26 protein-coding genes are annotated in these 26,333 nt (G+C 65.7%); 21 read left to right on the forward strand and 5 right to left on the reverse strand.

What is annotated here, in order from left to right; genetic code table 11:
- Positions 1–67: 67 nt before the first annotated feature.
- The gene (locus HTY51_RS04300) at positions 68–565 is read right to left on the reverse strand and encodes a DUF4148 domain-containing protein (RefSeq protein WP_174251571.1); all 498 of its coding nucleotides are present in this window, start codon (positions 563–565) and stop codon (positions 68–70) included.
- 210 nt (positions 566–775) lie between these two features.
- Here HTY51_RS04300 and HTY51_RS04305 point away from each other — a divergent pair, with 210 nt between their 5' ends.
- Positions 776–1,708, forward strand: coding sequence for a LysR family transcriptional regulator (locus HTY51_RS04305; RefSeq protein WP_174251572.1), 933 nt, complete (start codon positions 776–778; stop codon positions 1,706–1,708).
- 6 nt (positions 1,709–1,714) lie between these two features.
- Here the strand turns inward: HTY51_RS04305 and HTY51_RS04310 are convergent, their stop codons facing one another.
- On the reverse strand, positions 1,715–2,185 hold the full coding sequence (locus tag HTY51_RS04310) for a MarR family winged helix-turn-helix transcriptional regulator (RefSeq protein ID WP_174251573.1): 471 nt from the start codon (positions 2,183–2,185) through the stop codon (positions 1,715–1,717).
- 68 nt (positions 2,186–2,253) lie between these two features.
- Here HTY51_RS04310 and HTY51_RS04315 point away from each other — a divergent pair, with 68 nt between their 5' ends.
- A complete protein-coding gene (locus HTY51_RS04315; protein WP_174251574.1) occupies positions 2,254–2,721 on the forward strand; it encodes a DUF2798 domain-containing protein in 468 nt (155 codons plus the stop codon).
- A gap of 4 nt (positions 2,722–2,725) precedes the next feature.
- Here the strand turns inward: HTY51_RS04315 and HTY51_RS04320 are convergent, their stop codons facing one another.
- On the reverse strand, positions 2,726–3,838 hold the full coding sequence (locus HTY51_RS04320; RefSeq protein ID WP_174251575.1) for a DNA alkylation repair protein: 1,113 nt from the start codon (positions 3,836–3,838) through the stop codon (positions 2,726–2,728).
- Between the two features lie 297 nt (positions 3,839–4,135).
- Here HTY51_RS04320 and HTY51_RS04325 point away from each other — a divergent pair, with 297 nt between their 5' ends.
- From HTY51_RS04325 to rsgA, 3 genes are all read left to right on the forward strand, one after another.
- The gene (locus HTY51_RS04325; protein WP_254606985.1) at positions 4,136–5,623 is read left to right on the forward strand and encodes a sensor domain-containing diguanylate cyclase; all 1,488 of its coding nucleotides are present in this window, start codon (positions 4,136–4,138) and stop codon (positions 5,621–5,623) included.
- 53 nt (positions 5,624–5,676) lie between these two features.
- Positions 5,677–6,156 carry a CZB domain-containing protein gene (locus HTY51_RS04330; protein WP_174251577.1) on the forward strand — a complete coding sequence of 160 codons (480 nt, stop codon included), beginning with the start codon at positions 5,677–5,679 and terminating at the stop codon, positions 6,154–6,156.
- A 194-nt stretch (positions 6,157–6,350) separates the two neighbouring features.
- Positions 6,351–7,271: a ribosome small subunit-dependent GTPase A gene (gene rsgA / locus HTY51_RS04335; protein ID WP_217448241.1), complete on the forward strand. Its 921-nt coding sequence runs from the start codon at positions 6,351–6,353 to the stop codon at positions 7,269–7,271.
- 16 nt (positions 7,272–7,287) lie between these two features.
- On the opposite strand, the gene HTY51_RS04340 is transcribed toward rsgA, so the two are convergent.
- On the reverse strand, positions 7,288–8,538 hold the full coding sequence (locus tag HTY51_RS04340) for an Hsp70 family protein (RefSeq protein ID WP_174251579.1): 1,251 nt from the start codon (positions 8,536–8,538) through the stop codon (positions 7,288–7,290).
- 375 nt (positions 8,539–8,913) lie between these two features.
- Here HTY51_RS04340 and HTY51_RS04345 point away from each other — a divergent pair, with 375 nt between their 5' ends.
- The 15 genes from HTY51_RS04345 (at position 8,914) to gstA (ending at position 22,128) form a co-directional block, all read left to right on the forward strand.
- The gene (locus HTY51_RS04345; protein WP_174251580.1) at positions 8,914–9,303 is read left to right on the forward strand and encodes a GreA/GreB family elongation factor; all 390 of its coding nucleotides are present in this window, start codon (positions 8,914–8,916) and stop codon (positions 9,301–9,303) included.
- A gap of 105 nt (positions 9,304–9,408) precedes the next feature.
- Positions 9,409–10,710, forward strand: a complete 1,302-nt coding sequence (locus tag HTY51_RS04350) for a flavin-dependent oxidoreductase (protein WP_174251581.1) — start codon at positions 9,409–9,411, stop codon at positions 10,708–10,710.
- Between the two features lie 165 nt (positions 10,711–10,875).
- Complete coding sequence (locus HTY51_RS04355) at positions 10,876–11,244, forward strand: DUF805 domain-containing protein (RefSeq protein WP_174251582.1); 369 nt, start codon at positions 10,876–10,878, stop codon at positions 11,242–11,244.
- Complete coding sequence (locus HTY51_RS04360) at positions 11,241–11,918, forward strand: hypothetical protein (protein WP_174251583.1); 678 nt, start codon at positions 11,241–11,243, stop codon at positions 11,916–11,918. The genes HTY51_RS04355 and HTY51_RS04360 overlap by 4 nt, the downstream gene beginning before the upstream one ends.
- 84 nt (positions 11,919–12,002) lie before the next feature.
- Positions 12,003–12,494 (forward strand): hypothetical protein, encoded by a 492-nt coding sequence (locus HTY51_RS04365; RefSeq protein WP_174251584.1) that lies wholly within the window; start codon positions 12,003–12,005, stop codon positions 12,492–12,494.
- Between the two features lie 390 nt (positions 12,495–12,884).
- Entirely contained in the window at positions 12,885–13,235 is a 351-nt protein-coding gene (locus tag HTY51_RS04370; RefSeq protein WP_174251585.1) for a hypothetical protein, read from the forward strand.
- Positions 13,235–13,600 (forward strand): hypothetical protein, encoded by a 366-nt coding sequence (locus tag HTY51_RS04375; protein ID WP_174251586.1) that lies wholly within the window; start codon positions 13,235–13,237, stop codon positions 13,598–13,600. The genes HTY51_RS04370 and HTY51_RS04375 overlap by 1 nt, the downstream gene beginning before the upstream one ends.
- 90 nt (positions 13,601–13,690) lie before the next feature.
- Entirely contained in the window at positions 13,691–14,152 is a 462-nt protein-coding gene (locus tag HTY51_RS04380) for a hypothetical protein (protein WP_174251587.1), read from the forward strand.
- 11 nt (positions 14,153–14,163) lie between these two features.
- Positions 14,164–15,165, forward strand: a complete 1,002-nt coding sequence (locus tag HTY51_RS04385) for a hypothetical protein (protein WP_174251588.1) — start codon at positions 14,164–14,166, stop codon at positions 15,163–15,165.
- Positions 15,166–15,349: 184 nt separating this feature from the next.
- Positions 15,350–15,802: an NAD(P)H-dependent oxidoreductase subunit E gene (locus HTY51_RS04390; protein WP_174251589.1), complete on the forward strand. Its 453-nt coding sequence runs from the start codon at positions 15,350–15,352 to the stop codon at positions 15,800–15,802.
- Positions 15,799–17,376: an NADH-quinone oxidoreductase subunit NuoF gene (locus tag HTY51_RS04395; protein WP_174251590.1), complete on the forward strand. Its 1,578-nt coding sequence runs from the start codon at positions 15,799–15,801 to the stop codon at positions 17,374–17,376. Before HTY51_RS04390 ends, HTY51_RS04395 begins: the two co-directional genes overlap by 4 nt.
- Positions 17,377–17,387: 11 nt before the next feature.
- Entirely contained in the window at positions 17,388–20,354 is a 2,967-nt protein-coding gene (gene fdhF / locus HTY51_RS04400; protein WP_174251591.1) for a formate dehydrogenase subunit alpha, read from the forward strand.
- 11 nt (positions 20,355–20,365) lie between these two features.
- Positions 20,366–21,205 carry a formate dehydrogenase accessory sulfurtransferase FdhD gene (gene fdhD / locus HTY51_RS04405; protein WP_174251592.1) on the forward strand — a complete coding sequence of 280 codons (840 nt, stop codon included), beginning with the start codon at positions 20,366–20,368 and terminating at the stop codon, positions 21,203–21,205.
- Positions 21,202–21,423: a formate dehydrogenase subunit delta gene (locus HTY51_RS04410; RefSeq protein WP_174251593.1), complete on the forward strand. Its 222-nt coding sequence runs from the start codon at positions 21,202–21,204 to the stop codon at positions 21,421–21,423. Before fdhD ends, HTY51_RS04410 begins: the two co-directional genes overlap by 4 nt.
- 99 nt (positions 21,424–21,522) lie before the next feature.
- Positions 21,523–22,128 (forward strand): glutathione transferase GstA, encoded by a 606-nt coding sequence (gene gstA, locus HTY51_RS04415; RefSeq protein ID WP_174251594.1) that lies wholly within the window; start codon positions 21,523–21,525, stop codon positions 22,126–22,128.
- A gap of 25 nt (positions 22,129–22,153) precedes the next feature.
- Here the strand turns inward: gstA and HTY51_RS04420 are convergent, their stop codons facing one another.
- Positions 22,154–22,447 (reverse strand): hypothetical protein, encoded by a 294-nt coding sequence (locus HTY51_RS04420; RefSeq protein WP_174251595.1) that lies wholly within the window; start codon positions 22,445–22,447, stop codon positions 22,154–22,156.
- A gap of 264 nt (positions 22,448–22,711) precedes the next feature.
- Here HTY51_RS04420 and HTY51_RS04425 point away from each other — a divergent pair, with 264 nt between their 5' ends.
- A complete protein-coding gene (locus HTY51_RS04425) occupies positions 22,712–26,302 on the forward strand; it encodes a hypothetical protein (RefSeq protein WP_174251596.1) in 3,591 nt (1,196 codons plus the stop codon).
- Positions 26,303–26,333 lie beyond the last annotated feature (31 nt).

The following is a 26,333-nucleotide window of genomic DNA, read 5'->3' on the forward strand; positions in this document are numbered from 1 at the left end:
GGCGGCCAACTTATCCCGATTACGCCCCAACGCGACCCCTGCGAGACCGCGAACAGGCTCTTGGGGATCAGGACTTGCGCGAGTACTGGCCCGGGAACACTTCGTTCAGCTTCTTGCCGGCGAAGGCTTCGTTGTCGCTCGGGATGTCACCGGTGCGCACGGCTTCGACCAGTTCGGCCTTCACCTGCTCACGGCTCTTGACGGCCACCTGGGCCTTGGCGGGGTAGTTGCCCGGCACGATCTTGTTCATCTTGCGACCGCGGTGGTCGGCAGCAGCCGGGCCGATGTCGCCGGTGCGGATGGCTTCGGCCAGCTCGGCCTGCACCTGGGCGCGGGTCTTGCCGGCGGCCTGGGCCTTGGCGGCGTAGTTGGCGGGGAAGACTTCGTTCAGCTTCTTGCCGGCGTAGGCTTCGTTGTCGGACAGGATGTCGCCGTTGCGGACGGCGTCGGCCAGTTCGGCCTGCACCTGGGCGCGGGTCTTGCCGGCGGGCTCGGCGGCCAGGGCTTGGCCAGCGGACAGGGCGGCCACGGACAGGGCCAGGATCGAAACAGTGGTGCGGTTCATGATGACATTACCTTCAGATAAACAATGAAACTGACCCCCGTCTGGCCTTGTGGGCCGGGCCGGGATCCCGTCGATGCCGCGATTTGCTTGCTCTTGCTGCATCGATGGGATGAACTTTAAAGTTCCGGAAACAATAGATAAATAGCCTTTTCATGCCTACGGTGTTTCTATTTCAGAAATAATCGAGCCCTTGAAAACGCCGGAGTTGCCATGGATCGTCTGCTTTCGATGAGGGTGTTCCAGCGCGTGGCCGACGAGGGCAGTTTTGCCGCCGCCGCGCGTGCGCTGGACATGTCCGCCCCCGTCGTGACCCGGCTGGTGGCCGATCTGGAAGAGCACCTGGGCTCGCGGCTGCTGCAACGCACGACGCGCCGTCTCGCGCTCACCGACGCCGGCCAGCTCTACCTGAACCGCGTGCGCAACATCCTGCAGGACATCGAGGAGGCCGATGAAACCGTCGGCGCCCATACCCGCGAGCTGGGCGGCCTCTTGCGCCTGCATGCGCCGCCGGTGCTGGCCACCTATGTCGTCGCGCCCCTGCTGGCGGGCTTTCGCCAGCGTTATCCGAACATCCTGATCGACCTCGAGGTCGAGACCGTGCGTGAGCCACCGGTAGAGGACTTCGACATCACCCTGATCCCGGCCGACGTGAGTTTCGATGCCGATGTGGTGGCGCGCAAGGTCATCGAGTCCAACGCCATCCTCGTGGCCGCACCCGCCTATGTGCAGCGCCGCGGCCTGCCGCAAACCCCGGCCGATCTCGCCGGGCACGACTGCCTGCGCCACAAGACGCCGAACGGGCGCTACCGCCAGTGGCGCCTGTGGCGCGAGGAGCAGCCCGAGCTGGTCGAGGAGGTGGAAGTCCAGTCCGTGCTGCTGGCCAACCACACCGACAGCCTGCTGCGCGCCACGCTGGACGGCGCGGGCATCACCTCGGTCACCATGGAACTGGTGGCGCCCTACCTCGCACGCGGCGATCTGGTGCGCGTGCTCTCGCCCTGGATCACCGGGCGCCTGGCCATGTACGCGGCCCTGCCCAGCCGCAAGTTCATTCCGCAGCGCAGCCGCGTGTTCCTCGATTACCTGATGGAGCAGACGCGCGAGCAGAGCCTGCGCGCGCTGGAGGCCTGCACCGCCTGCTGAGCCCGCTCAGGCCTCGTCGCTTGTCGCGCTGATGCGCTCCTGCACGCCGCCCAGCAACTGCACCAGCTGCTCACGCTCCTTCGCCGCGAGCCCGCCGAACAGGTCGCCGGCCAGTTCGGCCTCGATGGCCAGGAACCACGCGCATTCCTTCTCGCCAGCGGGCGTCACGTTCAGGCGCCAGACCCGGCGGTCCTGCTCGTCCGGGCTGCGGGCCAGGTGGCCCTGTTCCTCCAGCTCGCGGATCAGCCGCGTGATCTGCCCCTTGTCGCGGCCCATGGCCTGTCCCAGCTGCTGCTGGGTCCAGCCCGGGTGGCGCTGGCACAGGCTCAGCGCGCGCAGGTGCACCGGCCCCAGCGCGTGGCCGCCGTCGTCCTGCATGCGGGTCTTCAGCTGCTGCCGCACGCTGCCGAACAGGGTCATGAAGGCCTGGAAGGTGGCCAGGGCAGAGGCGGTCTCGCGGCGTTTGGGTTGGCTCATGGCGGGTTGAAGGTTGATAAAGTCAACCATCTGCTACAATGTTGCTATTGTCAACCATTTGGGCCCTCATGAACACGCCTCCCTCTGCTGCCGTCCGCACGCTGCGCAAGATCCTGCCGCCGCTGATCATCATGCCCTCGGTGGCGTTTGTCCTGAGTGCCTTCATGAGCTGGGCCAACGTGGGTTTTGGTGAGGCCTATCTCGCTACCTGGGCGCGCAGCTTTCTCAGCAGCCTGGTGATCCTGCCCCTGGTGCTGGCCAGCCTGGGCCCGCTGGAGCGGCTGGTGAACAGGCTCTTCCCCGCCATGCACCGCTTCGGCCGCAAGCTCATCGTCTCCCTGCTCACGGCCTTCGCCATCGAAAGCGTGCTGGCCCTGGCGGTGTCCGCCATCAACAGCCCCTGGGACAGCAGCTTCGGCCTCTACTGGTGGCGGGCCTTCAGCCGTTCCCTGCCGGTGGGCGTGCTGATCGGCCTGCTCATGGCCTTCTACGTCAAGCCCCGGCTGGACCGCATGATGCAGGCGGCCCGGGCCTGAGGTCTTAAGCCTTCGGCTTTTTCAACTCGAAGTGGCCCTGCGCCACCGTCAGTCCGTTCACCAGCAGCTCCACCGCGTGCCGCCCCGGGTAGTGCACACGCGTCGTGAAGTCGCTGATGGTCTGGGCCTTCTCCAGTGTCAGCTCGGCGCCGCCTTCCAGCGCCAGCGTGCGCAGCTTGAAGACCTTGCGGCTGCTCTCGCCGTTTTTCTTCACGTAGTGGATGGCGTAGTCCACCACCAGCTTCTGCGGCTGGTCTGCCGTTGAGACCAGCGTGGTCTTCAGCTGCAGCGTCTGGCCCAGGCGCAGCAGCCTGGGTGTCACGTCAAAGGAGGCCAGCCGCACCTTGGCGCCCAGCGTGGCCCCCACCAGTTGCAGCGCGCGCGGGTGGCCGGCCTTGATGAGGTTGCGCAGCGCGTGTTTGGCGATCCACTTCGTTTCGGGCTGCTGCGTGGGCCAGCCCTCCAGCAGGTCCAGCACCCACTCGGGGTGGTCCTTGGCCATGTCGTTCAGGTGGTTGGCCACCGAACGGCGCACGTAGTCCGCCGGGTCGGCCCGGAGCTTTTCCAGGATGGGCCGTGTGCGCTGCGGCTCGGCTGCCAGCAGCGGCAGGCGCCGGGCCCAGGGCAGGCGCGGGCGCGTGCCTTCGCTGGCCAGGCGGCGCACGTGTTCGTTCTCGTCTTCGGCCCAGCGCAGGGCCAGTGCCAGCACAGCCTCGGGGTCCTGTGCGATGTAGGGGCGGATGGCGAACTCCGCGCTGCTGTAGGGCGTGAGCTCGCGCAGCGCCTCCAGCGAGAGTTCGAAATGGTCCAGCCCGTGCCGGCCCACGAACTCGGGCAGCACCATGTCGGCAAAACCGCCGGGCAGCAGCGGCGCCATCTGGCGCACGATCTTCAGCGCGCGGGGGTAGGCGGGGGGCAGGTGCGCGCGCAGGCAATCCGCCGCATGGCTCAAACGCTGCATGATGGACAAGTCTTCCAGCCCCTTGCGTGCCATGGCCAGGTAGGCCCGCTCATCGAAATCAGGGTGCACCTGCGCTGCGGCACGGCCGATGCGCGCCAGGGCCTTGGGGTTCAGCAGGTCCTTCAACAGCGGGGCGGGTTCTTTGTCGTGTGCCATGGCCCTGGATTCTGCCCCCTCGATCCCGCATCGCCTCCGACGCGCGCAGACCCTTGGTGTCTGGTGGCCAGGGCCAGCAGGTCAAGGGTAAACCCTAGACCTGCTGCCGACCGCGAAGCGCACAGTGGAGCCGGGTGAAATACCAATTCAAGGCCATGCGCGCGCCAAGCATTCACCAACCCACGTTGCGCAACACCCCAGGGGTGCTACGTTGGGGACCCTCTTGTTTCCCGGGTTTTCAGGGCAGGTCGTCGGTCTGGCTGGTCTTCAACGGCCTCCTCCGAAAAAGGCATGCCCATGGAGCTGCACCCGCATAAGGACGAGGCGCAAGGCGCGCACCTCCTCCTCAAGCCCGCCGGGCCCCAGGAGATCCGCTTTGCCTGGATCATGGTGCTGCTCTCGGCCGGTTTGTTCCTGCTGGCCTTGCCTTACTCCGCGCTCCAGTTCCAGCGCCACCCCGTGTTCGTGCCGGTCTACGTGACGGCGCTGATCATCAGCGACCTGATCACCGCCGTCATGCTCTACGGCCAGTACTACGTCCTGCGCTCGCGGGCCTTGCTCATCCTCGCCGCCGCCTATCTCTTCACGACCCTGGCCACCCTGGGTTTTGCCCTGCTCTTCCCCGGTCTGCTGGCGCCCATGGGCCTGTTCGGGGCCGGGCCGCAAAGCACGCCGGCCATGTACATGTTCTGGCACGCGGGTTTTCCGCTGGCCGTCATGGCCTATGCCGGGGCCAAACGTCGCCCGGCAGCACTGCCGCCCGCGGCGGCGCCTGGCCCTGCGCGCTATCCCATCCTGGCATCGGTGGCCATCGTGCTGGCCCTGGCGGCCGGCGGCCTCGCGGTGGCGGTCCTGGGGCACGATGAACTGCCCGTGGTGCTGGACGGCGACCGCGTCACCGTCGCCGGCCACCGCTGGCTGTTCGGTACCTGGCTGCTGAGCGTGCTGGCGCTGGCCGTGCTCTGGCGCAGCAAACCCCATACCGCCCTGGACGCCTGGCTGCTGGTGGTCATGTGCGTCTGGATCTTCGACGTGGCGCTGGCCGCCGTGCTCAACACCGGCCGCTACGACCTGGGCTGGTACGCCGGCCGCGCCTATGGTCTGCTGGCCGCCTGTTTCCTGCTCATCGTGCTGCTCAGCGAACACGCGCGCAGTTATGCACGCCTGGTGCAGGTCTCGGCCGAGCTGCGCAGCGCCAACGACCTGCTCTGGCAGATCTCCATGCAGGACGGCATGACCCAGCTGGCCAACCGCCGCGCCTTCGACAAATACCTGCAGGAGCAGAACGCCATCAATGCACGCCATGGCCGTAGCCTGGGCCTGGTGCTGGTCGACGTCGACCACTTCAAGGCCTACAACGACCTCTATGGCCACCAGGCGGGGGACGACTGCCTCAAGCGGGTGGCCGCCGCCTTGCGCTCCTGCTGCCGCCGGCCCTCCGACCTGGCCGCGCGTTACGGCGGCGAAGAGTTCGCCCTCATCCTGCCCGACACCGACCAGCTCGGCGCCCTGTACGTGGCCGAAACCCTGCGCAACACCGTGCTGCGCTACCAGCTGCCCCATGCCGAGTGCAGCACCGGGCCATTTGTCAGCGTGAGCGTGGGTGTTGCGCTGGCCAGGCCCGGCAGCCTCACCGCCGTGGAACCCCTGCTGGCCGCGGCCGACGCCGCCCTCTACCTGGCCAAGAGCCGCGGCCGCAACCAGGTGGTCTACGCCGACGCCGCCACCCCCGGCCCGCGCGAGGCACCCACGGCGCCGGCGCCGCTGAACCTGTCCCGGGCCTAGGCGCTGCAGACCCGCCCCGACGCCACCCCGCCCAAGGGCCCTTCATCACCGCGATGCTGCTTGACAAGCCGCCCCGGCCGGGGAAGATGGTGTCCATCACGAACAGCTTTGGAAGTCGCCGCACCATGGGAATGAAGATAGAAATCGAACAGGCCCTGCACGCGCATTCGGCGTGGCGCAAGCACTTCAAGGATTTCCTGAGCGGCAAGGCCTCTTTTGACGTGGCCTCCGTGGGTGACAGCCACCGCTGCCAGTTCGGCGACTGGCTGGACCATGAAGGCTACCGCCTCATGCCCGAGAAGCGCCGCACCGAGGTTCAGCAGGCGCATGACGAGTTTCACCGGGTCGCGGCCGGCATCGTTGAGAAGATCCAGCAGAAAAAGTTTGCCGAAGCCAAGGAAGACCTCGCCAACGAGGGGCCCCTCAACCGGGCCAGCGCACGGCTGGCGGAAGTGCTCGTCAAGGCCAAGCTGCACGAGCCGGGTGCTGTTCCCCCCGCGACTTCGCCGGAAAAAGACGCAGCGCCCGAGTAAGCGCGCTGCCCGGCCCGGCGGCGCTTGGCAGTCGCATCCTGCGCTGGCAGACTCTTGGTATGAAACTCCTTGAATTGGGATGGGATGCGTGCTTGGCGGCACAAGCCGGTGAACTGTGCGGGCCGGATGCGTCCCCGGCCCGGGTCACTGCGGTCGATAGGGGGCGCTGCCTCATCCGGGGCGAACACGGTGAAGTGCCTGCCGAGCTGACCGGCAAGTTCCTCCACCTCGCGGAGTCGTCCGCCGAATTGCCCTGTGTGGGCGACTGGGTGTGCGCGCACTACCTGGACGGCGCCAGCCACGCGATCATTCACCACCTCTTGCCGCGCCGCTCCTTCCTGCGGCGCAAGGCCGCCGGCCGCGATGTCGAGTTCCAGATGATTGCTGCCAACATCGACGTGGCCTTCATCGTGCAGGCCTGCCACTTCGACTTCAACGCCCGCCGCCTGGAACGCTACCTGGTCATGGTGCGCGACGGCCATATCCAGCCCGTGGTGCTGCTGACCAAGACCGATCTGGTGAGCCCGCAGGAACTGGAGCAGCTGATCGCCCGCATCCGGGAGATGGGCGTGGACGCCGACATCGTCTGCGTCAGCAACGTCACGGGTGCGGGTGTGGACCAGGTGCGCGAACTCATGGTGCCGGGCAAGACCTATTGCCTGCTCGGTTCTTCCGGTGTCGGCAAGACCACACTCATCAACCGCCTGCAGGGCGACGACACGCTGGAAACCCGCGAGGTCAGCCACACCGGGGAGGGGCGCCACACCACCACGCGCCGCCACCTGGTCGTGCTGGGGCAGGGCGCGCTGCTGATCGACATGCCGGGCATGCGCGAGCTGGGCCTGCTGGGCGCAGGCGAGGGCCTCAACGAAACCTATGTCGACATCGACACCCTGGCGACCGGCTGCCGCTACCCGGATTGCACCCATGGCAGCGAACCGGGCTGCGCGGTGCGGGCCGCGATCGAGCGCCAGGAACTCAGCGAAGAACACCTGCGCAACTACCAGAAGCTGCGCAAGGAATCCGAGTTTCACGAACTTTCCAGCCTGGAGCGGCGCAAGAAAGACCGGGCCTTCGGTCGTTTTGTTCACACCTACAAGAAGCAGCAGGACTGAGCGCCCGCCCCGCTGCTCAGCCGCCGCTGTAGACCAGCCCCGACGCCACCCCGCCGAAGAGGTCCCCCTCCACCAGCGGCACGCCCGCAAACTCCGCCTGCAGCGCGCGCTGGAAAGGCCGCAGGGCCGAGGAGCCGCCGGTGAGGTAGATGGCGTCCAGCGCTCCGTCGGCTACGCCGGCCTTGTGCACGCAGTCGCGCGCGCAGGCCACGGTGCGCTCCAGCAGGCTGTGCAGCTGCGCTTGCATGGCGGCCACTGTCATGGGGGCGGCCAGGGCGGCTGCCACGTAAGACAGGTCCAGCGTCGTGTCCGCATCCGTCTGCGAGCAGCGGATCTTGGCCAACTCCACCTCGTGGGCGATGCGGTGGCCGTAACGCTCCGTCAGCACGCGCATCAGGCGCTGGTGCAGGGTGATGTCCGCATAGTTGGTCCACAGGGCCTGCGCCTGCGCAATGGCACGCGGCTGGTAGAGCCAGTGGATCAGGTGCCAGGTGGAGAGGTCGAAGAAGATGCGGCTGGGCACCTCGCGCCCCTCGGGGCCGATGTGGCGGTAACCCAGCAGGGGCATCACCTGCTCCAGGCTGAGCTTGTGGTCGAAGTCCGTGCCGCCGATGTGCACGCCCGTGGTGGCCAGCACGTCACTCGTGCGGTCCACCTTTTTCATGCGCTCGGGCCCCAGCCGCACCACGGTGAAGTCCGAGGTGCCGCCGCCCAGGTCCACCACCAGCACCGTGCTCTCTTTGCTCAGGCGGCGCTCGTAGTCCAGCGCTGCGGCAATCGGCTCCAGCTGGAAGCTCACGTCCGTGAAACCCACCGCCTGCGCCGCCTGTTGCAGCGAAGCCTGGGCCAGCGCGTCGCGTTCAGGGTCGTCGTCCACGAAGTGCACGGGCCGCCCCATCACCACGCGCGTGGGTGCCGCGCCCAGCGCCAGGGTGGCGCGCTCGCGCAGCGTGGCCAGGAAGGTGGCGATGATGTCCTGAAAGCTCACCTGCTGGTTGTTGATGACCGTGGTCTCCAGCAGCAGCGGGCTGCCCAGCAGGCTCTTGAGCGAGCGCATCAGCCGCCCCTCCGTGCCTTCCAGGTAGTGCGTCACCGCGTCGCGGCCGAAGTGGGTGCTGTGGTCTTCGTGGTTGTAGAACACCGCCGTGGGCATGGCCGTGGCCGCGCCTTCCAGCGGGATCAGGCGCGCCGTGCCCCCGGGCGCGGCCCAGGCCATGGCGGAGTTGGAAGTGCCGAAATCGATGCCGAGGGTGCCGGGGAGGGTCATGGAGCGGGAGGTGAGGGCAGGGGCCTGGGGTGCAGGCGGCGAAGGACGGGCATTGTGCCATTGCGGCGACCCTAATCCCGCGCGCTTTAGTGCGATACCCCTTTGCCGCTACCATCCCCGCTCCGAACCCCACCACCGTTATCACCGTGCCCGCCACCTTCACGCCCCGACACACGAGCGCCCCGAGCCGCCCGTTCGGGCAGCGGTGCGCCGCCGTGTGCAAGACCTGGCCCCGCAAGCCGGTCGCACATTCCCCGGCCCGGCGATAACCCTTACCCCCTTACTGCGCAACCATCCATCGCCGGGCCCCCGCCCCGCGCGATCGCGGCCGCCTGCAACAAGAGCAGGCCGGCTCGCACTTGATGGAGATGTTTCATGGTTTCCCACCCCGGCGCTGAGCGCCAGCTGACCGAACTCGACTTTGCCCGCCTGTCCACCCTCTATGGCCGGCCCCTGCCCGAGGAACTGGGCACAGCCCACCTGGTGCCCTCGCGCGAGATCGCGCCAGACATCGTCACCATGTATTCCCAGGTGGAACTGGCCTACATCGATTCCGGCCACCGGCAGAAGCTCACGCTCTGCTACCCGCGCGACGCCGAGCCCGCGCTGGGTTTTGTCTCGGTGCTCTCGCCCATAGGCGCGGCCCTGCTGGGCCTGCGCCTGGGCGACATGGCCCGCTGGCGTCTGCCGCAGGGGGAGGAGCGCTGCGCCGAGGTGGCGGCCATCCTCTTCCAGCCCGAAGCCTCGGGCGACTACACCAGCTGAACCCTGGCCGGGCAGCGCAGCCGCCTGCCTGCCCGGCCATGCCTTAAAGTGTCGCCACGCCCGGGGCCCGCGCCCGGGTGCGGACCACCAGAACAAAAGACAGACATGACTTCCCAGAACCAAGACCTAGCCCCCGTCCTCATCGCCGGCGGCGGCATCGGCGGCCTCACGCTGGCCCTCACCCTGCACCAGATCGGCGTGCCCTGCCAGGTGTTTGAAGCCGTGCCTGAAATGTTGCCCCTGGGCGTGGGCATCAACCTGCAGCCCAATGCCGTGCGCGAACTGTACGAGCTGGGCATAGGCGCCGAGCAGCTGGATGCCATCGGCATCCAGGCCAAGGAATGGGCCCTGGTGGGCCGCAACGGCAACGACGTGTATTCAGAGCCGCGCGGCCTGCTGGCCGGTTACAAGTGGCCGCAGTATTCGGTGCACCGCGGCCAGCTGCAGATGCTGTTGCTGGCTGAAGTGCAACGCCGCCTGGGGCCGGGCGCCGTGCAGCTGGGCCAGCGTGTCACCGGTTACCGCAACGACGCGCAGGGTGTCACCGCCTTCATCGAGACCCGCAAGGGCGAACGCCGCGAAGTGCAGGGTAGTCTGCTGATTGCCGCCGACGGCCTGCACTCCGCCGTGCGCGCGCAGATGCACCCCACGCAGCCGCCCATCCAGTGGGGCGGCGCCATCATGTGGCGCGGCACCACGCCGGGGGTGGCGCACCGCACCGGCGCCTCCTTCGTGGGCGTGGGCTCACTGCGCCACCGTGTGGTGGTCTACCCCATCTCCCCGCCGGACCCGGCCACCGGCCTGTCCACCATCAACTGGATCGCCGAGATCACCGTGGACAACCAGGGCGGCTGGACCCAGGGCGACTGGAACCGCCGCGTGAAGCTGGAAGAGTTCATCCACCACTTCGAGGGCTGGAACTACGACTGGCTCGACGTGCCCGCCATGCTGCGCGGTGCGAAAGAAGTGTTCGAGTACCCCATGATCGACCGCGACCCCGTGCCCACCTGGGTGGACGGCCGCGTGGCCCTGCTGGGTGACGCCGCCCACGTGATGTACCCCGTGGGCTCGGCCGGCGCCAGCCAGGCCATCGTCGACACACGCGTGCTGGGCGCGGCCATGGTGCAGCACGGCGTGAACGCGCAGGCGCTGCAGGCCTACGACCAGAAGCTGTGCAAGGACATCTCGGCCCTGGTGCTGCGCAACCGCGGCTCCGGCCCCTTCGCCATCCTGGGCCTGGTGGAAGAGCGCTGCGGCGGCGTCTTCGACAACATCGACGATGTGATCCCCAAGGCCGAGCGCGAGGAGTTCATGGCGCGCTACAAGCAGGCGGCAGGGTTTGCGATGGAGGCCTTGAATGCGGCGGCGCCGATTATTGCGGTGGGGGCGAGGGTGGGGCGGGGCTGATCACAACGCTGGGCAAGACATTCAGGATGACCCTTTTGGGGGATAGCCGCGACTTCACTGCCTCCCTAGAATCGCATTGCACCTGCAAGTTCGGGTGAATCCGTCGCGTGGCATAGCGCTACGCATGCATAAGTAGTCCGCAACAGGACACCAAGGGAGGTTGTGATGAGCTGGTTTTTTCTGGCCTTGCAAAAATACGCCGTCTTCAGCGGCCGCTCGCGTCGTAGCGAGTACTGGTATTTCATGCTGTTTTATCTGCTGATCTTCGTGGCCCTGGTCTTTCTGGATAACGGCCTGGGCACCTACAACCGCAAATCAGACGTTGGTCTGTTCAGCACCCTCTATGCCTTGCTGATGCTCCTGCCCAGCTTTGCCGTGGCGGCCAGGCGCCTGCATGACATGGGCAAATCGGGCTGGTGGCAGTTGATCGCGATCATCCCGTTCATCGGTGGGCTGGTCTTGATCGCCTTTCTCATACGAGACAGCCAGGCTGGCCAGAACAAGTACGGACCCAATCCGAAAGCCGCAGCTTGAAAACCATGTCTGATCAGCATCTTTCCATACTCAAGCGAGTCGGTTGGGTCCTGCTGCTTGTCGGGGTGATCGACATTGCCTACATGATCTACTGCATCAGCAACAGCATTTCATATTCATCGAGCCTGAACATCTTCGCCGTCATCGCGGGGGTGTTTCTGCTGCGTGGCAACTTGCGGGCTGTAGCCATCATTCGCTGGTTCACCGTGTTCATGTTGGCAGCGATGCTTTCCATGATGGTGGTTTGGCCTGTGCTGCAGCCCTGGGATTTGACCAGGACTCAGTTTCGCTTGAATCCTTCAGGTACGGTCCTGTGGTTGGCGTTCATCGCATTTGCCGCAGGGCTTTTGTTCTGGGTTGCCCGGGAGTTGGGGCGTGATCCGGTTCGTACGGCCATCACCGGTGCGGGTCGCAAGTGGCGTGACATGCGAGTTCCTGCCGCATCGGGGGTGGCGCTGGTGGCGTTGTTGGGCGTGCTGCTGCCGATGTTCCTGGGCGGAGAGACGGCCAATCGGGCCAAGGCCATGGCCGAGCAGCAGTTGGGGCCTGGGTATCGACTGCACGTGAGTTCGCTGCATGTCGTCTCGAACGCGCAAGGCAAGACCGTCTCGAGTGTGGTGACGGCCTGGAATGCAAACGAGGTCAAAAACGTTTCTGTTTCGTGGCGTGAGTGATGGTGGCTCCGGCCCCTTCGCCATCCTGGGCCTGGTGGACGAACGCTGCGGCGGCGTCATTCGCAACTACGTTAGGTTATCAATATGAATATCGAACTGAAAGATTTTCTGTTGCAAGCTGGTGTTGCCGTTACGTTTGTGCTGGGCTTGGTGAATCTCTACTTCAATGTAAAGACGTCTAAACGCACGTCGTTTATCAATACGGTTACATCCGAGCGCGTAAAGTGGATCGGGAAAATTCGTACGGATATTGCTGAATTGTGTGCGCTCTGTGATCAATGGATTCTTCATCCAAACCATCAACCTTTGCCCGACTTGCATCGTGAAATGGAGCGTTTGAAAAATCAAATCCGCCTGCAACTTAATCCAAACGATCCAGAAGATCAAAACATTGAACGATTGCTTGATCAATTGCCAAGCTGGACTCAATCTTCTACGCTTGAAGATTATTTGATGCTTCAAGCTTCGCTCGTTTCAGCTACGCAAGCCATGCTCAAACGCGAGTGGGACAAAGTGAAAGACGAAGCACTACATGGCGATCTCCGTGGCTATGCCTCAAAAAATAGACAAGAGTAATCCTCTTGTCTGAATTAATCCTGCGGCATGCACATTCGTGCATACCATCCATGCACCCCATTGCATACACCATCAAACTAAATCCCTGCATCTCCCGAATCACAGCTCCTCTGCTGATCCGAGGTCGACACTCCGCCTCGTAAGGCGCATCCATTCCCCGGGCGTGTCGCTGAACAGGCGAGACACACCATCCGCCGGGTGCTGGACGCGAACCGCCATAGGCAGTGTCTACCTCGCCCTAATCACCAAGCCAGCCAGGACAAGCCGAGACATTGGTCACCCGCTGGCGCATCCCCCGTTCATGGGATTTACTTCGGCCGGCACTTGCCAACAATACGACGGTGATGGGCCCGGGATCTGACCGGGAGTCCTTTTCAAGGAGGAGCCGTCATGAAGCTGATCTTTGGTCTTGCCTTGCTGCTCGCCGCTGCGAGTAGCTGGGCGCAGCTGCCGCCCGCGCCCGCGCCTCCCCGTGATGCAGAACGAAGTTGGGGTGGTTCTGCAGACCAGGCGCCGCGGGGCATCGAGAAACCACTACCGAAACAGGTGCCGTTGGGCCTCGACAAGACGATGCTCCAGGTGCCGCATGGCATCGAGAAGGCGCCACCCCAGGCGTCGCAGCCCAGCAATGCCGATCTTTCCGATTTGCTGCGCAAGCAGACGGCCGCCATCAAGGCGCTGCATGGCCAGCTGACCGAGCTGGAAGCGCGCATCGGCAAGCTGGAACGGGGAGCACGCTGATGGCCACGAAAACCGATGCCGCCATCGCCGCGCTGGATGCGGCGCAACAGGCCGTGGACCTGGCGCAGGCCGCGCCTTCCACCTGGACCCAGCCTTGGTCGCCGAGCCTGGTGCAGTTCCTCGCCATCGGGGTGCTGCTGTTTGCCTTTGCGGCCCTGATCCTGGCCACGGCGCTGCTGTGGCGTTCGCATGCGCCGGCCCACCATGTATTGCGGGTGTTCGGTGTCATCACCATCCTCGGTTTTTCTTCGCTGCTGCTGGTCATCGGCTACAGCAACGAGCAGCTCACGCCCATCGTCGGGCTGTTCGGCGCCATTGCCGGTTATCTGCTGGGCAAGGATAGCCAGTCCAAGGAAGAGACTTAGCAGGGCAGGGGCCGGGCCTGGGCGACGGCACCCGCCCCGGTTCTGCTGGCCCAGGCGTTTCGGGTGCCCGCCACTTCCAGGAGCTTCGCCATGGCAGAACTCGACAAGTCCACGCAGGCGCACGTCAGCGCCTTCATGTTCCTCAGCATCAACGGCCAGTCCATCCGGCCTTTTGTCAGCACCCCCGATCTGCCGGGCATGGGCCTGCAGAAGATGCGGGACCTGACTTTTTTCAACGGCGCCGGCAGCCAGGACATGCTCAAGGCCGTGGCAGCGCAGATGGCCCACATGCTCATCGTGCACGTGAACACCTACTACACGCAGCAGCGCGAGGCCGGCCACGAGAACAAGACGGTGCCCGAGCTGGTGGGCCTGTTCACCGCCGTGCTGATGGACCCGGCCAAGTCCGTGCACGACCTGGCCCAGCTAGTGGACAAGGTGTTCCGCTTCAAGAACGAGGGCAGCGCCTCGGTGCCGGTGGCGGCCATGGTGGCGCACCAGCCGGTGTCGGCCCCGCTGAAGAAGCGGCTGCAGAAGATCGGCATCCGCTGAGGAGCTTCACCATGAAAAGTTTTGCTGCAAGCGCTGCGCTCATCGGCCTGCTGCTGGGGCCGGCCCAGGTGGGTGCCCAGGACGCCGGGGCGGGCAAGGGCATCGTCATCACGCCCAAGTACTTCGAGCCCAGCGTGGGCACCGGCCAGCAGGGCGGTTTGGGGTTCACGTACAAGATCGACAAGACCGTGGCCACGCCGGCCAAGGCGCAGGAGCTGTCGAAAGAGTCTTTCCACAAGCTGGACCTGGACTTCAAGGCCGAGGGCAACGTCGCCTTCAACCGCGACATCAACCCCAGCGATTTCCTGAAGACGGGCCTGGAGCTCAACTACGTCTACCAGTACGCCAGCGCCGTCACCCTGGGCGGCCCGGGTTCGGGCTGCGACCCGACGGACCCGGCCACGCTGCCCCAGTGCCGCGAGGAGGCCGCGCGTTCGCGCAGTGGTGATGCGCTGGTGCTGTTTACCGGCCTCATCGGCTCGCTGGAATCGGACCAGCGTTTTGACCGCCGCAACGAAACCTTCGGCGCGCACCTCACCACGGTCTACCGGCCCGCGCCGGGCTCCTTTGTCAACCAGGCCAACCCGCTGGACTGGCCTTTCCGCCTGGCGCGCTGGCTCACCGGCCATCCCCTGGGGCTCACGGCCTCGCCCGATGCCTTTCCCAAGCTGCGCCTGGCCCTGGAGCGGGTGCAGCCCGGCAAGGACCCGGATCGCACCGCGCTGCTGGGCGACCCGCCGGACTACGACCGCGCCAACATCGAAATCGCCATGAGCAGCCCGCTGGGGGTGGTGCAGGGCAAACAGGTGAAGTTCGAATGGAGCTGGCGCTATTTCAAGGAGCAGAACCCGGCAGCGGCCATCGAAGCTGCCGGGCTGGACCGCCACCGCTACGCCGCCGCCACCCTGCGCCACGACTCGGGCTGGCAGCTGACCTATGCCACCGGCAAGCTGCCGCTGGACCGCCAGTCCGACGCGGTGTGGGAGCTGGGCTACCGGGTCGAGTTCGAGTGAAGTGCATGGTCGTGCGCACGACCATGCAGCGTACTGCATAGGATCTATGCAGCTGCTTGCATACATCAGCAAACTAAATACGTGCATGTCCCGAATCAATTTGCCCCTGCTGTAAATAAGGCTGAGACTCCGCCTCCTTAGACGTGCCCTTTCCCTGGGTGCGTCGCTGTAAAGCGAGGCAGACATGACAAGCAACAACCAGGTCCAGAGCACCATACGCCGGGTGCTGGACGACAAGAGGGGCATGCCGGGGGCGCTGCTCCCCATCCTGCACGACATCCAGGACGAACTGGGCCATGTGCCGCCCGAGGCCGTGGCCGACATCGCCGAGGCGCTGAACCTCTCACGCGCCGAGGTGCACGGGGTCATCAGCTACTACCACCACTTTCGCACCGAGGCGCCCAAGGGCGCCGTGGTGCAGGTCTGCCGGGCCGAGGCTTGCCAGTCCTGCGGCTCCGAAGCGCTGTGGGAGCACGCCAGCAAGCAGGCCAAGGGCCAGAACGTGACGCTGGAGTCCGTCTACTGCCTGGGCCTGTGCGCCACGGCCCCGTCCATGAGCATCAACGACAAGCCCTATGCCCGCGTGAGCCACGCCAGGTTCGACCACCTGCTGGCGCAGCTGAAGGAGGCTGCATGAGCAAGATCAAGATTTACGTGCCGCGCGATTCGGAGGCCCTGGCCCTGGGGGCCGACGAGGTGGCCGCCGTGATCGCCCTGCAGGCGCGCCAGCGCGGCATCCCCATCGAACTCGTGCGCAACAGTTCGCGCGGGATGTTCTGGCTGGAGCCGCTGGTGGAAGTGGCCACCAAGAAGGGCCGCGTGGCCTATGGCCCGGTGCAGCCTGAAGACGTGGCCGGCCTGTTTGACGTGGGTTTCCACAACGGCGGCGCGCACAAGCTGGGCCTGGGCCTGACGGACGAGATTGACTACCTGAAGAAACAGGAGCGCCTGACCTTCGCCCGCATGGGCATCACGGACCCGGTCTCGCTGGACGACTACCAGGCGCACGAGGGCTACGCCGGCCTGTGCAAGGCGCTGACGCTGAAACCCACCGAGGTGGTGCAGCAGGTGCTGGACTCGGGCCTGCGCGGCCGTGGTGGCGCGGCTTTCCCGGCCGGCATCAAGTGGAAGACGGTGGCCGCGGCCCAGGCCGAGCAGAAGTACGTGGTCTGCAATGCCGACGAGGGCGACTCGGGCACCTTCTCTGACCGCATGACCATGGAGGGCGACCCCTACATGCTCATCGAGGGCATGACGATAGCTGCCATGGCCACGGGCGCCACGCGTGGTTATATCTATGTGCGCAGCGAGTACCCGCACGCGATTGCCGCTCTGAACGAGGCCATCGCCCGCGCCACGGAGGCCGGCTTCCTGGGCAATAAAGACGGTAAGGGCGTGCTGGGCTCGGGCCAGGCCTTCCACCTGGAAGTGCGCAAGGGCGCGGGTTCCTACGTGTGCGGCGAAGAAACCGCCATGCTGGAGAGCATCGAGGGCAAGCGCGGCGTGGTGCGCGCCAAGCCGCCGATCCCCGCGCTCAAGGGTCTGTTCGGCCAGCCGACCGTCATCAACAACGTGATCACCTTTGCCTCGGTGCCCATCATCCTGGCGCGCGGCGCGGCTTTCTACGCCAACTACGGTTTGGGCCGCTCCAGGGGCACGCTGCCCATCCAGATCGCGGGCAACGTCAAGCACGGCGGCCTGGTGGAAAAGGCCTTTGGTGTGACGCTGCGCGAGCTGATGGTCGACTACGGCGGCGGTACGGCCAGCGGCCGGCCCATCAAGGCGGTGCAGGTGGGCGGCCCGCTGGGCGCCTATGTGCCCGAAGCGCACTGGGACCTGCCCATGGACTACGAGGGCTGGACGGCCGTGGGCGCCACGGTGGGCCACGGCGGCATCGTGATCCACGACGACACGGCCGACCTGTCCAGGCTGGCGCGTTACGCCATGGAGTTCTGCGCCATCGAATCCTGCGGCAAGTGCACACCCTGCCGCATCGGCTCCACCCGCGGGGTGGAGACCATCGACCGCATCACCCAGGGCGATGCGCAGAACCGCCCGCAGCAGGTCAAGCTGCTGCGCGACCTCTGCGACACCATGGTCAACGGCTCGCTCTGCGCCATGGGCGGCATGACGCCGTTCCCCGTGCTGTCCGCGCTCAACCATTACCCCGAAGACTTCGGTCTGTCCAAGCCGGACCGCAAGGCCGCCTGAAAGGAATTGCCATGCTGAACCACCTCAAACTCGACATCGACTACGGCACGCCCCGGCGCGAGTCGGTCAAGGAAGTGACGCTGGAGATCGACGGCCAGAGCGTCACCGTGCCCGAGGGCACCTCGCTGATGCGCGCGGCGGTGGATGCCGGCGTGAAGGTGCCCAAGCTCTGCGCCACCGACAGCCTGGAGCCCTTTGGTTCCTGCCGCCTGTGCCTGGTGGAAGTGGAAGGCCGCCGCGGTTACCCCGCCAGCTGCACCACCCCGGCCGAGGCCGGCATGAAGGTGAAGACGCAGACCAGCAAGCTGCAGGAGCTGCGCAAGAACGTGATGGAGCTCTACATCTCCGACCACCCGCTGGACTGCCTGACCTGTTCCGCCAACGGCAACTGCGAGCTGCAGGACATGGCTGGCGTGACGGGCCTGCGCGAGGTGCGCTACGGCATGGGCGATGCGATGACGGGCGCCAACCATTTCCGCGGCGAGAGCAAGCCCAAGATCGACAATTCCAACCCCTACTTCAGCTACGACGCTTCCAAATGCATCGTCTGCAACCGCTGCGTGCGGGCCTGTGAAGAGACGCAGGGCACGTTTGCGCTGACCATCTCGGGCCGCGGTTTCGAGAGCCGGGTGTCGCCGGGCCAGGACCAGCCTTTCATGGAGAGCGAGTGCGTGAGCTGCGGCGCCTGCGTGGAGGCCTGCCCCACGGCCACGCTGCAGGAGAAGAGCGTGATCTGGTTGGGCCAGAGCGAGCACAGCGTGACGACGACTTGCGCCTATTGCGGCGTGGGTTGCGGCTTCAAGGCCGAGATGAAGGGCAACGAGGTGGTGCGCATGGTGCCGTGGAAAGACGGCAAGGCCAACGAAGGCCATGCCTGTGTGAAGGGCCGGTTTGCCTGGGGTTATGCCACGCACAAGGACCGCATCACCAAGCCCATGATCCGCAAGAGCATCCACGACGCGTGGACGGAGGTGAGCTGGGAAGAGGCTATTCAACACACGGCCAGCGAATTCAAGCGCATCCAGGCCAAATACGGCCGCGATTCCGTGGGTGCCCTGGTGTCTTCGCGTTGCACCAATGAAGAAGGTTACCTGGTGCAGAAGCTGGTGCGCGCCGCTTTCGGCAACAACAACGTGGACACCTGCGCCCGCGTGTGCCACTCGCCCACGGGTTACGGCCTGAAGCAGACGCTGGGTGAATCGGCCGGCACGCAGACCTTCAAGTCGGTGGAGAAGAGCGACATCATCATGGTGATCGGCGCCAACCCGACCGACGGCCACCCGGTGTTCGGCTCGCGTTTGAAAAAGCGCCTGCGCGCTGGCGCCAGACTCATCGTGGTGGACCCGCGCCAGATCGACCTGGTCAAGAGCCCGCACATCAGGTCGGACTACCACCTCAAGCTCAAGCCGGGCACCAACGTGGCCATCATCAGCGCGCTGGCCCACGTGGTGGTGACCGAGGGCCTGGTGGACGAGGCCTTCGTGGCCGAGCGTTGCGACCTGAAGTCCTTCAAGGAATGGCGCGAGTTCGTGGCCCGGCCCGAGAACTCGCCCGAAGCCATGGAGGCCGTCACCGGTGTGCCGGCCGCGCAGATCCGCGGCGCGGCCCGCCTGTTTGCCACCAAAGGAAAGAACGGTGCCATCTACTACGGCCTGGGCGTGACCGAGCACGCGCAGGGCTCCACCATGGTGATGGGCATTGCCAACCTGGCCATGGCCACGGGCAACGTGGGCCGCGAAGGCGTGGGCGTGAACCCGCTGCGCGGCCAGAACAACGTGCAGGGCAGCTGCGACATGGGCTCCTTCCCGCACGAGCTGCCTGGTTACCGCCATGTGTCGGACAGCACGGCGCGCGCCGCTTTCGAGAGCGCGTGGAACGTATCGCTGCGCGCCGAGCCCGGCCTGCGCATCCCCAATATGCTGGACGCTGCCCTGGACGGCAGCTTCAAGGCCCTGTATTGCGAGGGCGAAGACCCGGTGCAGTCCGACCCGGACACCCAGCACGTGGCCCATGCGCTCGAAGCCATGGAGTGCGTGGTGGTGCAGGACCTGTTCCTCAACGAAAGCGCCAAGTACGCCCACGTCTTCCTGCCCGGCGCCTCCTTCCTGGAAAAGGACGGTACCTTCACCAACGCCGAACGCCGCATCTCGCGCGTGACCAAGGTGATGCCGCCCAAGGCCGGTTACGCCGACTGGGAGGTGACGCAGATGCTGTCCAACGCGCTGGGTTACCCCATGAACTACCAGCATCCGCGCGAGATCATGGACGAGATCGCCGCGCTCACGCCCACTTTCAAGGGCGTGAGTTTTGCCAAGCTCGACCAGCTGGGCAGCGTGCAGTGGCCCTGCAACGACGAGGCGCCCGAGGGCACGCCCACCATGCACATCGGAACCTTCGTGCGCGGCAAGGGCCGGTTCATCATCACGCAGTACGTGCCCACCGACGAGAAGGTCACGCGTTTGTTCCCGCTGATTTTGACCACGGGGCGCATCCTCTCGCAGTACAACGTGGGCGCGCAGACCCGCCGCACCGAGAATGTGTTGTGGCACAGCGAGGACCGGCTGGAGATCCACCCGCAGGACGCGGAAGACCGCGGCATCCAGGACGGCGACTGGGTGGGCATCCAGAGCCGTTCGGGCGAGACGGTGCTGCGCGCCACCATCACCGAGCGGGTGCAGCCGGGTGTGGTCTACACCACCTTCCACTTCCCCGAGTCGGGCGCCAACGTGATCACCACCGACAACTCCGACTGGGCCACCAACTGCCCCGAGTACAAGGTGACGGCGGTGCAGGTGATGCCGGTGACGCAACCCAGCAACTTCGGCGCCGGGCCGCCCCAAGCCGAAGTTAGCCCCCTCGGGGGGCAGACGGCTCGGCCGTCGTGGGGGCTGTCAGCCTGGCAGAAGGGCTACCAGCGCTTCAACAAGGAACAGCTGCAGCACCTGCAGGCGGCGCACCCGGAAGTGGTGGGGAAGTAGGGAGGCAGGCCATGCACATGCATGAACTGCCCTACCCGCCGGTGGCCGGTGCCCGCGCCACGGCCGTGCGCGGCCTGCGCGGCGGCGCCGTCTTCGAGACCACGGACTGGGTGGCCGAGGAGGTGCCGGTGGCCCTGGTCTACAACGGCGTCTCGCACGCGGTGATGCTGGCCTCGCCCTCGGACCTGGAGGACTTCGCCATCGGCTTCAGCTGCAGCGAAGGCATCGTGGACAGCCCGGCGCAGATCTACGACATGGAGCAGGGCGAGACGGCGCAGGGCATCACGCTCTCACTCGACATCGCGGCGGCCTGCTTTGCACGCCTGAAAGATCGCCGGCGCACGCTGGCCGGGCGCACGGGCTGCGGCCTGTGCGGCACCGACAGCCTGGCGCAGGCGGTGCGTGCGCCGCTGCCCTTGCAGACCACGACTCGTTTCGAGGCCGGCGCCGTGTCCGCCGCGCTGTCCGGCCTGCGCGAGCGCCAGCTGCTGCAGGGCGTGACCGGCGCCTCGCACGCGGCGGCCTGGTGCACGGCCGATGGCCGGATCGCCCTGCTGCGCGAGGACGTGGGCCGCCACAACGCGCTGGACAAGCTGCTGGGCGCGCTGCATCGCGCCGGCCTGCCGGCGGGTGAGGGTTTCATCGTGGTGACCAGCCGCGCCAGCTACGAGATGGTGCAGAAGACCGCCAGCGCCGGCGTGGGCCTGCTGGCCGCCGTCTCGGCGGTGACGGGCCTGGCCATCGACACCGCGCGCGGCTGCGGCCTCACGCTGCTGGGTTTTGCGCGCGGCGCCGACCTGTGCGTCTACAGCCATCCCGAACGAATTTCACTTGAGAGCAAGTCATCATGAACCGCGAACACCTGGTCCGCATGGCCAACCAGATCGGCACCTTCTTCCAGTCCCAGCCCGACCGGGCCGAGGCGCTGGAAGGCCTGGCCAACCACATCGCCAAGTTCTGGGAGCCACGCATGCAGCGCGAATTCAAGGCCCTGCTCGATGAGGGCGGCGAAGGCGTGCTGCCCATCGTGCGCGAGGCGCTGGAGAAACACCGGGCGCTGATGGCCTGATAGACCCGGCGCGCGCAAAGGTGGCGCTGATTGCTTAAACTGACGCGGCCCTTCCCGCCCGCTGGCGGGCGCATCCACCTTCATCGCGAGACCCACCCCATGAAACTCTTCATCAAACCCGGCGCCTGCTCCCTTTCCCCCCACATCGTGCTCGAAGAACTGGGCCTGAAGTACGACACCGAGGTGGTGGACCTCAAGGACAAGAAGACGGCCTCGGGTGGCGACTACCTGGCCATCAACCCCAAGGGCTACGTGCCGGCGCTGCAGCTGGACGACGGCAGCGTGCTGACCGAAGGCCCGGCCATCGTGCAGTACCTGGCCGACAGCCAGCCCGGCAAGAAGCTGGCGCCGGCCAACGGCACGGTGGAGCGCTACCGCCTGCAGGGCTGGCTGACCTTCATCGGCACTGAGCTGCACAAGACCTTCAGCCCCCTGTTCAACCCGGCCGCGCCGCAGGAGTGGAAGGATTTCTGCCGCGCCAACATCGAGCGCCGCCTGAAGTACGTGAACGAGCAGCTGGCCGGCCGCGACTACCTGATGGGCCAGGACTTCAGCGTGGCCGACGCCTATCTGTTCACCGTGACGAACTGGACGAAACGCGTGGCCATCGACATCAGTGGCCTGCCCAACCTCACGGCCTACATGGCCCGTGTGGCCGCGCGCCCGGGCGTGCAGGCGGCGATGAAGGCCGAAGGGCTGGTCTGAGGCTGCACGAGCGCGCCGACTCGGGTCAGAGCACCAGCATGGCCACGAACCAGGCGGCAGCCAGGGTCATGTCGGTGGGGCGTTGCCACGGTGATCTGCCCACCGCCAGCAGCAGGAACAGGTTGTAGGGCAGCGGGGCGAAATGCAGGGCCCAGGCCCAGGCACCCGGCCCGCCCTGCGCGATGACCATGAGACCGGCAAAGCTGAACAGCAGGTTGACGAGCGTGCCGACGCCGACCATGTCGCGCCAGAGGAGATGGGCGCGCGTGGACCGGCCGCTCCAGCGGTCCAGCAGGAAGGTGTGCAGTGGCAGACGCATGGGAGGCATCTTACTGAGGGGCCTGGCGCAGAAGACGGCCACACCATCTCTTATTGCGCTGGCAGCTGGAGCGGGTGTGCAGGCGGCGATGAAGGCCGAAGGGCTGGTCTGAGCGGGGGCGCACCGACGTGGCCTGCGGTCCAGGACTTTCCTGGATCGGCACAGTCCCCCCTAGAATAAACAGCACTGCCAGCATCATTGCCCGGATAGAACATGGGCGGGGCTTGGCGGATATGACATGTCAGGGGGGATCACATGACGAGGATGCGTATTGTCCTGCTGGGCATTCTTTTGCTCAGCTTGGTGGGGTATGGAATACAGTTCCGAATGGCCCAGGCGGAGGCCAGGGCAACCGAGGAACAGGCGCTGCGGTATGCGCAGGCGATGGAGCGTGAGCGGGAAAAGTGGCAGCAATCGGCCCGGCTGGCGGCGATGTCGCCCGCGCCCGACAGTTCCCAGTTCGAGATTCCGGCGGCCTATCCGCGTGGGGTCTCGGACTGGCAGGCCAGGGAGCGGAGTTTCCATGCCAAGCTGCTGGCGTCTGGGCGTTTTGATGCGTTGGTGGTTCCTTTCCAGGTCACTGGCGCTGGTTTTGATCGACCCACACGGGCCTTGATGACGGCTGAGTTGAGTCTCGCCGTGAGCCGGGCAACCCAGTGGAAGCTGCCGGATCCGCATCTGGTGGCCAAGGCGCTGGGTGAAGGCAGGCGCCAGCTGAATCCCAAGGATGTTTATGGTCTGGCCGACGCGATCGGTGCGCGCCAGATCATCTGGGGGCATGCCGGCCACGACAGGCAGGGTCAGATGACGGTACTCGTCCGACGCCAGGAACGCCCGGCGGGGAATCCTGCCCAGGGTGCTGTCGGTGATTGGGCGCAGGCTGGTCATGGCACATGGCAGCGCCTGACCGGCATCCCGATGCCGCCGGATACTGCACCGATCGAGGTCTATGCGTCCCGTTTGCCTGAGATCATGAAGGCTGTGGGCCTGGAGCTTGCCGATGCGGGCGGCACGAGGTCGATCGCGGCGCTGGACCTCAAGGAACTGGGGCAGACGCCGGCCAGCCTGATCGCCGAGGCGGACAATCCGGCCCGCGATGCGTACGCATTCCTGTTGTACGCGGCCCTGGTGCCTCGCCACATGGAGCGGACACGGGAGGTGTTTGCCGAGAAAGCCTATCTGGCGCTGCTCAGGCTGGCGCCCGAATCCCCTGAGTATCGGGCGCTGCGGGCGCGCACCCTGCTGGCTCTCGGTACGCGCGAGGCGGCCCTGAGGGTGTTGGCGGCGCCCTTGAATGACGAGGAAAGCGGCGTGCTGGCCTATGCCAATGGCAATCTGATCGAGCTGCAACACGCGGCTTCGCGGGAGCAGCATCCGCTCAAGCGTCTGCTGCTGAAACTGGACGAAAACCTGCTGGCGACCCGCTACGGCCTGAGAAACCAGCGGCAGTCGCTGGCCGAGGTGGAGGCGATGAAGCTGCCGGGCGACTACTGGCAGCATCTGGTGGCCCGGGCTTTTGTGGACGGGGACCACTGGGCCCAGTTCGACAATGCCATGCCCAAATACCTGATGGACATCGGCTATCCCATCCAGGGATTCGCTCTGGAAGAGATGGTGAAGGGGCAGTTGTCGCTGGGTGATCCTTCGAAGATGGAGGCCATCGTCGATCGGTCCTTCGTCGAACATGCCCGCAGGCTGTATGACGCGGATCCGGGACGGTGGTGTTGTAGTGTTGCCTCCGGACGGCTGGGGCATCACGATTACCTGGAACTGTTGCTGGGGATCGGTCATGACAATCTGCTGCGTCGCATCCAGTTTTACTCGGTGGTCCAGGGCAATGCAACCGGTGCCATCGGGTTTGCCAACAGCATCGATGCCATCTACAAGGGCCATCCCTATTACGAGCTGATGCGATCGAAGGCGGAGCTGGCGCAGGCGAAGAACGCGAGTGCTGCCGAACGGGAGGGGCTGCTCAAGTCGGCGTATCAACGGGCATTCGACGCCATGTACTGGGAGCAGGGGCAGTCCCTGATCTCGGATATGGCCGCGGACCAGATCAGCCGGATAGGTCGCCAGGACTATGGCCGGTATGGGAATTTCTACCATGCCGATCGCCCGTTCCGTCCCTATTACTGGACCTGGGCCGATGGCGGAAACCTGAAGACGCAGACCGACAACAGGCTCGCTGCGGCCAGCAATGCCACCCATGAGTTCTATGCGGTCAGCCAGCTTTACGACCTGTATCAACAGTATTCACCGGATGACGGCCGGGCCGCGGGCCTCCTGAAATCCATCGAAGGGCGCTTCAATGGAGCGCCCCAGAAGAATGAGCTACTGGCCGACGCGGCCCTGAGCCAGGGCGATCGCCAGGCCGCGATGGCGCACTACCGAAGCAATGCGGAGCGGCTGCCCGGGCACTGGAATTCGATTTTCCAGTGGGGCAAGCTGCTGTACCAGGAAGGTGAAGTTCGCGAGGCGGCACGGGTGTGGCGGATGTATGCCGGCTTTCGCAAAGGCTCGGATGAGAACCGCGTCAGCATTTCCAACCACGCGTATGAGGTGGGGTCGTTTTTTTACTGGTCAGGGCACCTCGATCTGGCCGAACCGTTCTATCGGATATCTGCCGCGCAAAATACCGGCGCGAGCAGCGACATCTCAAGCGCGACACGGCTGCGTCTGATGGAGAGCGATCTGGGAGAGGCGCTCGCAGGGACGTTGCGCAGAGCCCGCCGTTATGGCGATACGTATGCCTATCGCGACTACCTCGGCATGCTGCATGCCGCCGGGCATTCCCAAGAGGCGTGGGCAGGTTTCTCACAGCTGGTGAGGGACATGCCGAAGCTTCCGCATGTCTGGGAGACGGCCATGGTGGGTCACCGTCGGGAGGGGGTGTCCGATGCCGAACTCATTGCCTGGGCGCAGCGGCCGGAGCATCTGAATGCCGGTCCACAGGCCAATGCCGGCGCTGTTTATCTCCTGCGTTTTGCGACCACCGATCGCATTCCTTCGGCCGAACTCGCTGAAGCCATCCAGAGCATCGACGGACCGATATGGCAACTGCAGTCACCTGACAAGTATGTCGTTCGTCCTTCCGCCGACGGGAGCACAGCGTCAATACTCGGTCCCGACGCCATGGGGGGGCAAGCCATGCTGCCCTTGGGCATGTATGCCGCGGCCCAGAAACAGCGGGTCAGATCCAACCTGGCTTACTTTGCCGCGGCGCACCGTGAGCTGAAGCTGAAGAATCTACCGGCCGCCAAGGCGATTTTCGATGAAGCTGCTGCCTTGTACGACCTGACGGCCCAGTCCAGTTTCATGCTGCCGTATTACGCTTATGTGCAGCTGCAGACGGGGGGACGGCAGGCGGTCGAGCATCTGCTGGCGCGTGTCAAGCCAAAGCAGCAGGGGTTCGACTATTTCCTGGCGCGTGCCGCGCTCGATCTCGCCGATGGCCGCAAGGACGACGCGCTCAAGCATGTCGCCCGGGCCCGGTATTCCCGCCCCCATACCGAGGCGAGGCCGTTGTTGACGCAATACACCTTCGGTGAGTTCGTGGAGTTGCTGGCTGATCAATCAGGTGAGGCCAGGTTGCGCGAAATCGCTCTCGCCTGGGCGAAGACTTTCCAGAAGATCGAGCCATGGCAGGCCTGGAGTTACGCGATGGAAGCCCGGCTGGGGAAAAGCGCCACGGATCGCGGGCGGGCCATGGCGATGGCGCACTATCTGGACCCCGGCTCGGAGCGCCTGTCCCGTCTGCGCAAGCAGGACGTGCAGCAGGCGGTAAAGACCTGGGGCAAGGCACAACCCTTTGTGCTTGAACGGCGTCAGAAACCCGGGAAGAACGAGGATATCTGAGCCCGGGTATCGCTGGATCTCGCACGGCCGG

Origin of the sequence: Rhodoferax sp. BAB1 (genome assembly GCF_013334205.1) — a bacterium.
Taxonomy (GTDB): Bacteria; Pseudomonadota; Gammaproteobacteria; order Burkholderiales; family Burkholderiaceae_C; genus Hylemonella.

Excerpts from the sequence above, each read along its gene's own strand:
- HTY51_RS04385 (WP_174251588.1), top strand. The coding sequence starts at position 14,164 with ATGAAAAGTTTTGCTGCAAGCGCTGCGCTCATCGGCCTGCTGCTGGGG.
- HTY51_RS04425 (WP_174251596.1), top strand. The coding sequence starts at position 22,712 with ATGCGTATTGTCCTGCTGGGCATTCTTTTGCTCAGCTTGGTGGGGTAT.
- HTY51_RS04380 (WP_174251587.1), top strand. The coding sequence starts at position 13,691 with ATGGCAGAACTCGACAAGTCCACGCAGGCGCACGTCAGCGCCTTCATG.
- HTY51_RS04340 (WP_174251579.1), bottom strand. The coding sequence starts at position 8,538 with ATGACCCTCCCCGGCACCCTCGGCATCGATTTCGGCACTTCCAACTCC.
- HTY51_RS04395 (WP_174251590.1), top strand. The coding sequence starts at position 15,799 with ATGAGCAAGATCAAGATTTACGTGCCGCGCGATTCGGAGGCCCTGGCC.
- HTY51_RS04410 (WP_174251593.1), top strand. The coding sequence starts at position 21,202 with ATGAACCGCGAACACCTGGTCCGCATGGCCAACCAGATCGGCACCTTC.
- HTY51_RS04300 (WP_174251571.1), bottom strand. The coding sequence starts at position 565 with ATGAACCGCACCACTGTTTCGATCCTGGCCCTGTCCGTGGCCGCCCTG.
- HTY51_RS04345 (WP_174251580.1), top strand. The coding sequence starts at position 8,914 with ATGGTTTCCCACCCCGGCGCTGAGCGCCAGCTGACCGAACTCGACTTT.
- HTY51_RS04390 (WP_174251589.1), top strand. The coding sequence starts at position 15,350 with ATGACAAGCAACAACCAGGTCCAGAGCACCATACGCCGGGTGCTGGAC.
- fdhF (WP_174251591.1), top strand. The coding sequence starts at position 17,388 with ATGCTGAACCACCTCAAACTCGACATCGACTACGGCACGCCCCGGCGC.
- HTY51_RS04330 (WP_174251577.1), top strand. The coding sequence starts at position 5,677 with ATGCTGCTTGACAAGCCGCCCCGGCCGGGGAAGATGGTGTCCATCACG.
- HTY51_RS04420 (WP_174251595.1), bottom strand. The coding sequence starts at position 22,447 with ATGCGTCTGCCACTGCACACCTTCCTGCTGGACCGCTGGAGCGGCCGG.
- HTY51_RS04310 (WP_174251573.1), bottom strand. The coding sequence starts at position 2,185 with ATGAGCCAACCCAAACGCCGCGAGACCGCCTCTGCCCTGGCCACCTTC.
- fdhD (WP_174251592.1), top strand. The coding sequence starts at position 20,366 with ATGCACATGCATGAACTGCCCTACCCGCCGGTGGCCGGTGCCCGCGCC.
- HTY51_RS04355 (WP_174251582.1), top strand. The coding sequence starts at position 10,876 with ATGAGCTGGTTTTTTCTGGCCTTGCAAAAATACGCCGTCTTCAGCGGC.
- HTY51_RS04325 (WP_254606985.1), top strand. The coding sequence starts at position 4,136 with ATGGAGCTGCACCCGCATAAGGACGAGGCGCAAGGCGCGCACCTCCTC.
- HTY51_RS04315 (WP_174251574.1), top strand. The coding sequence starts at position 2,254 with ATGAACACGCCTCCCTCTGCTGCCGTCCGCACGCTGCGCAAGATCCTG.
- HTY51_RS04320 (WP_174251575.1), bottom strand. The coding sequence starts at position 3,838 with ATGGCACACGACAAAGAACCCGCCCCGCTGTTGAAGGACCTGCTGAAC.
- gstA (WP_174251594.1), top strand. The coding sequence starts at position 21,523 with ATGAAACTCTTCATCAAACCCGGCGCCTGCTCCCTTTCCCCCCACATC.
- HTY51_RS04370 (WP_174251585.1), top strand. The coding sequence starts at position 12,885 with ATGAAGCTGATCTTTGGTCTTGCCTTGCTGCTCGCCGCTGCGAGTAGC.
- HTY51_RS04305 (WP_174251572.1), top strand. The coding sequence starts at position 776 with ATGGATCGTCTGCTTTCGATGAGGGTGTTCCAGCGCGTGGCCGACGAG.
- HTY51_RS04350 (WP_174251581.1), top strand. The coding sequence starts at position 9,409 with ATGACTTCCCAGAACCAAGACCTAGCCCCCGTCCTCATCGCCGGCGGC.
- HTY51_RS04365 (WP_174251584.1), top strand. The coding sequence starts at position 12,003 with ATGAATATCGAACTGAAAGATTTTCTGTTGCAAGCTGGTGTTGCCGTT.
- HTY51_RS04375 (WP_174251586.1), top strand. The coding sequence starts at position 13,235 with ATGGCCACGAAAACCGATGCCGCCATCGCCGCGCTGGATGCGGCGCAA.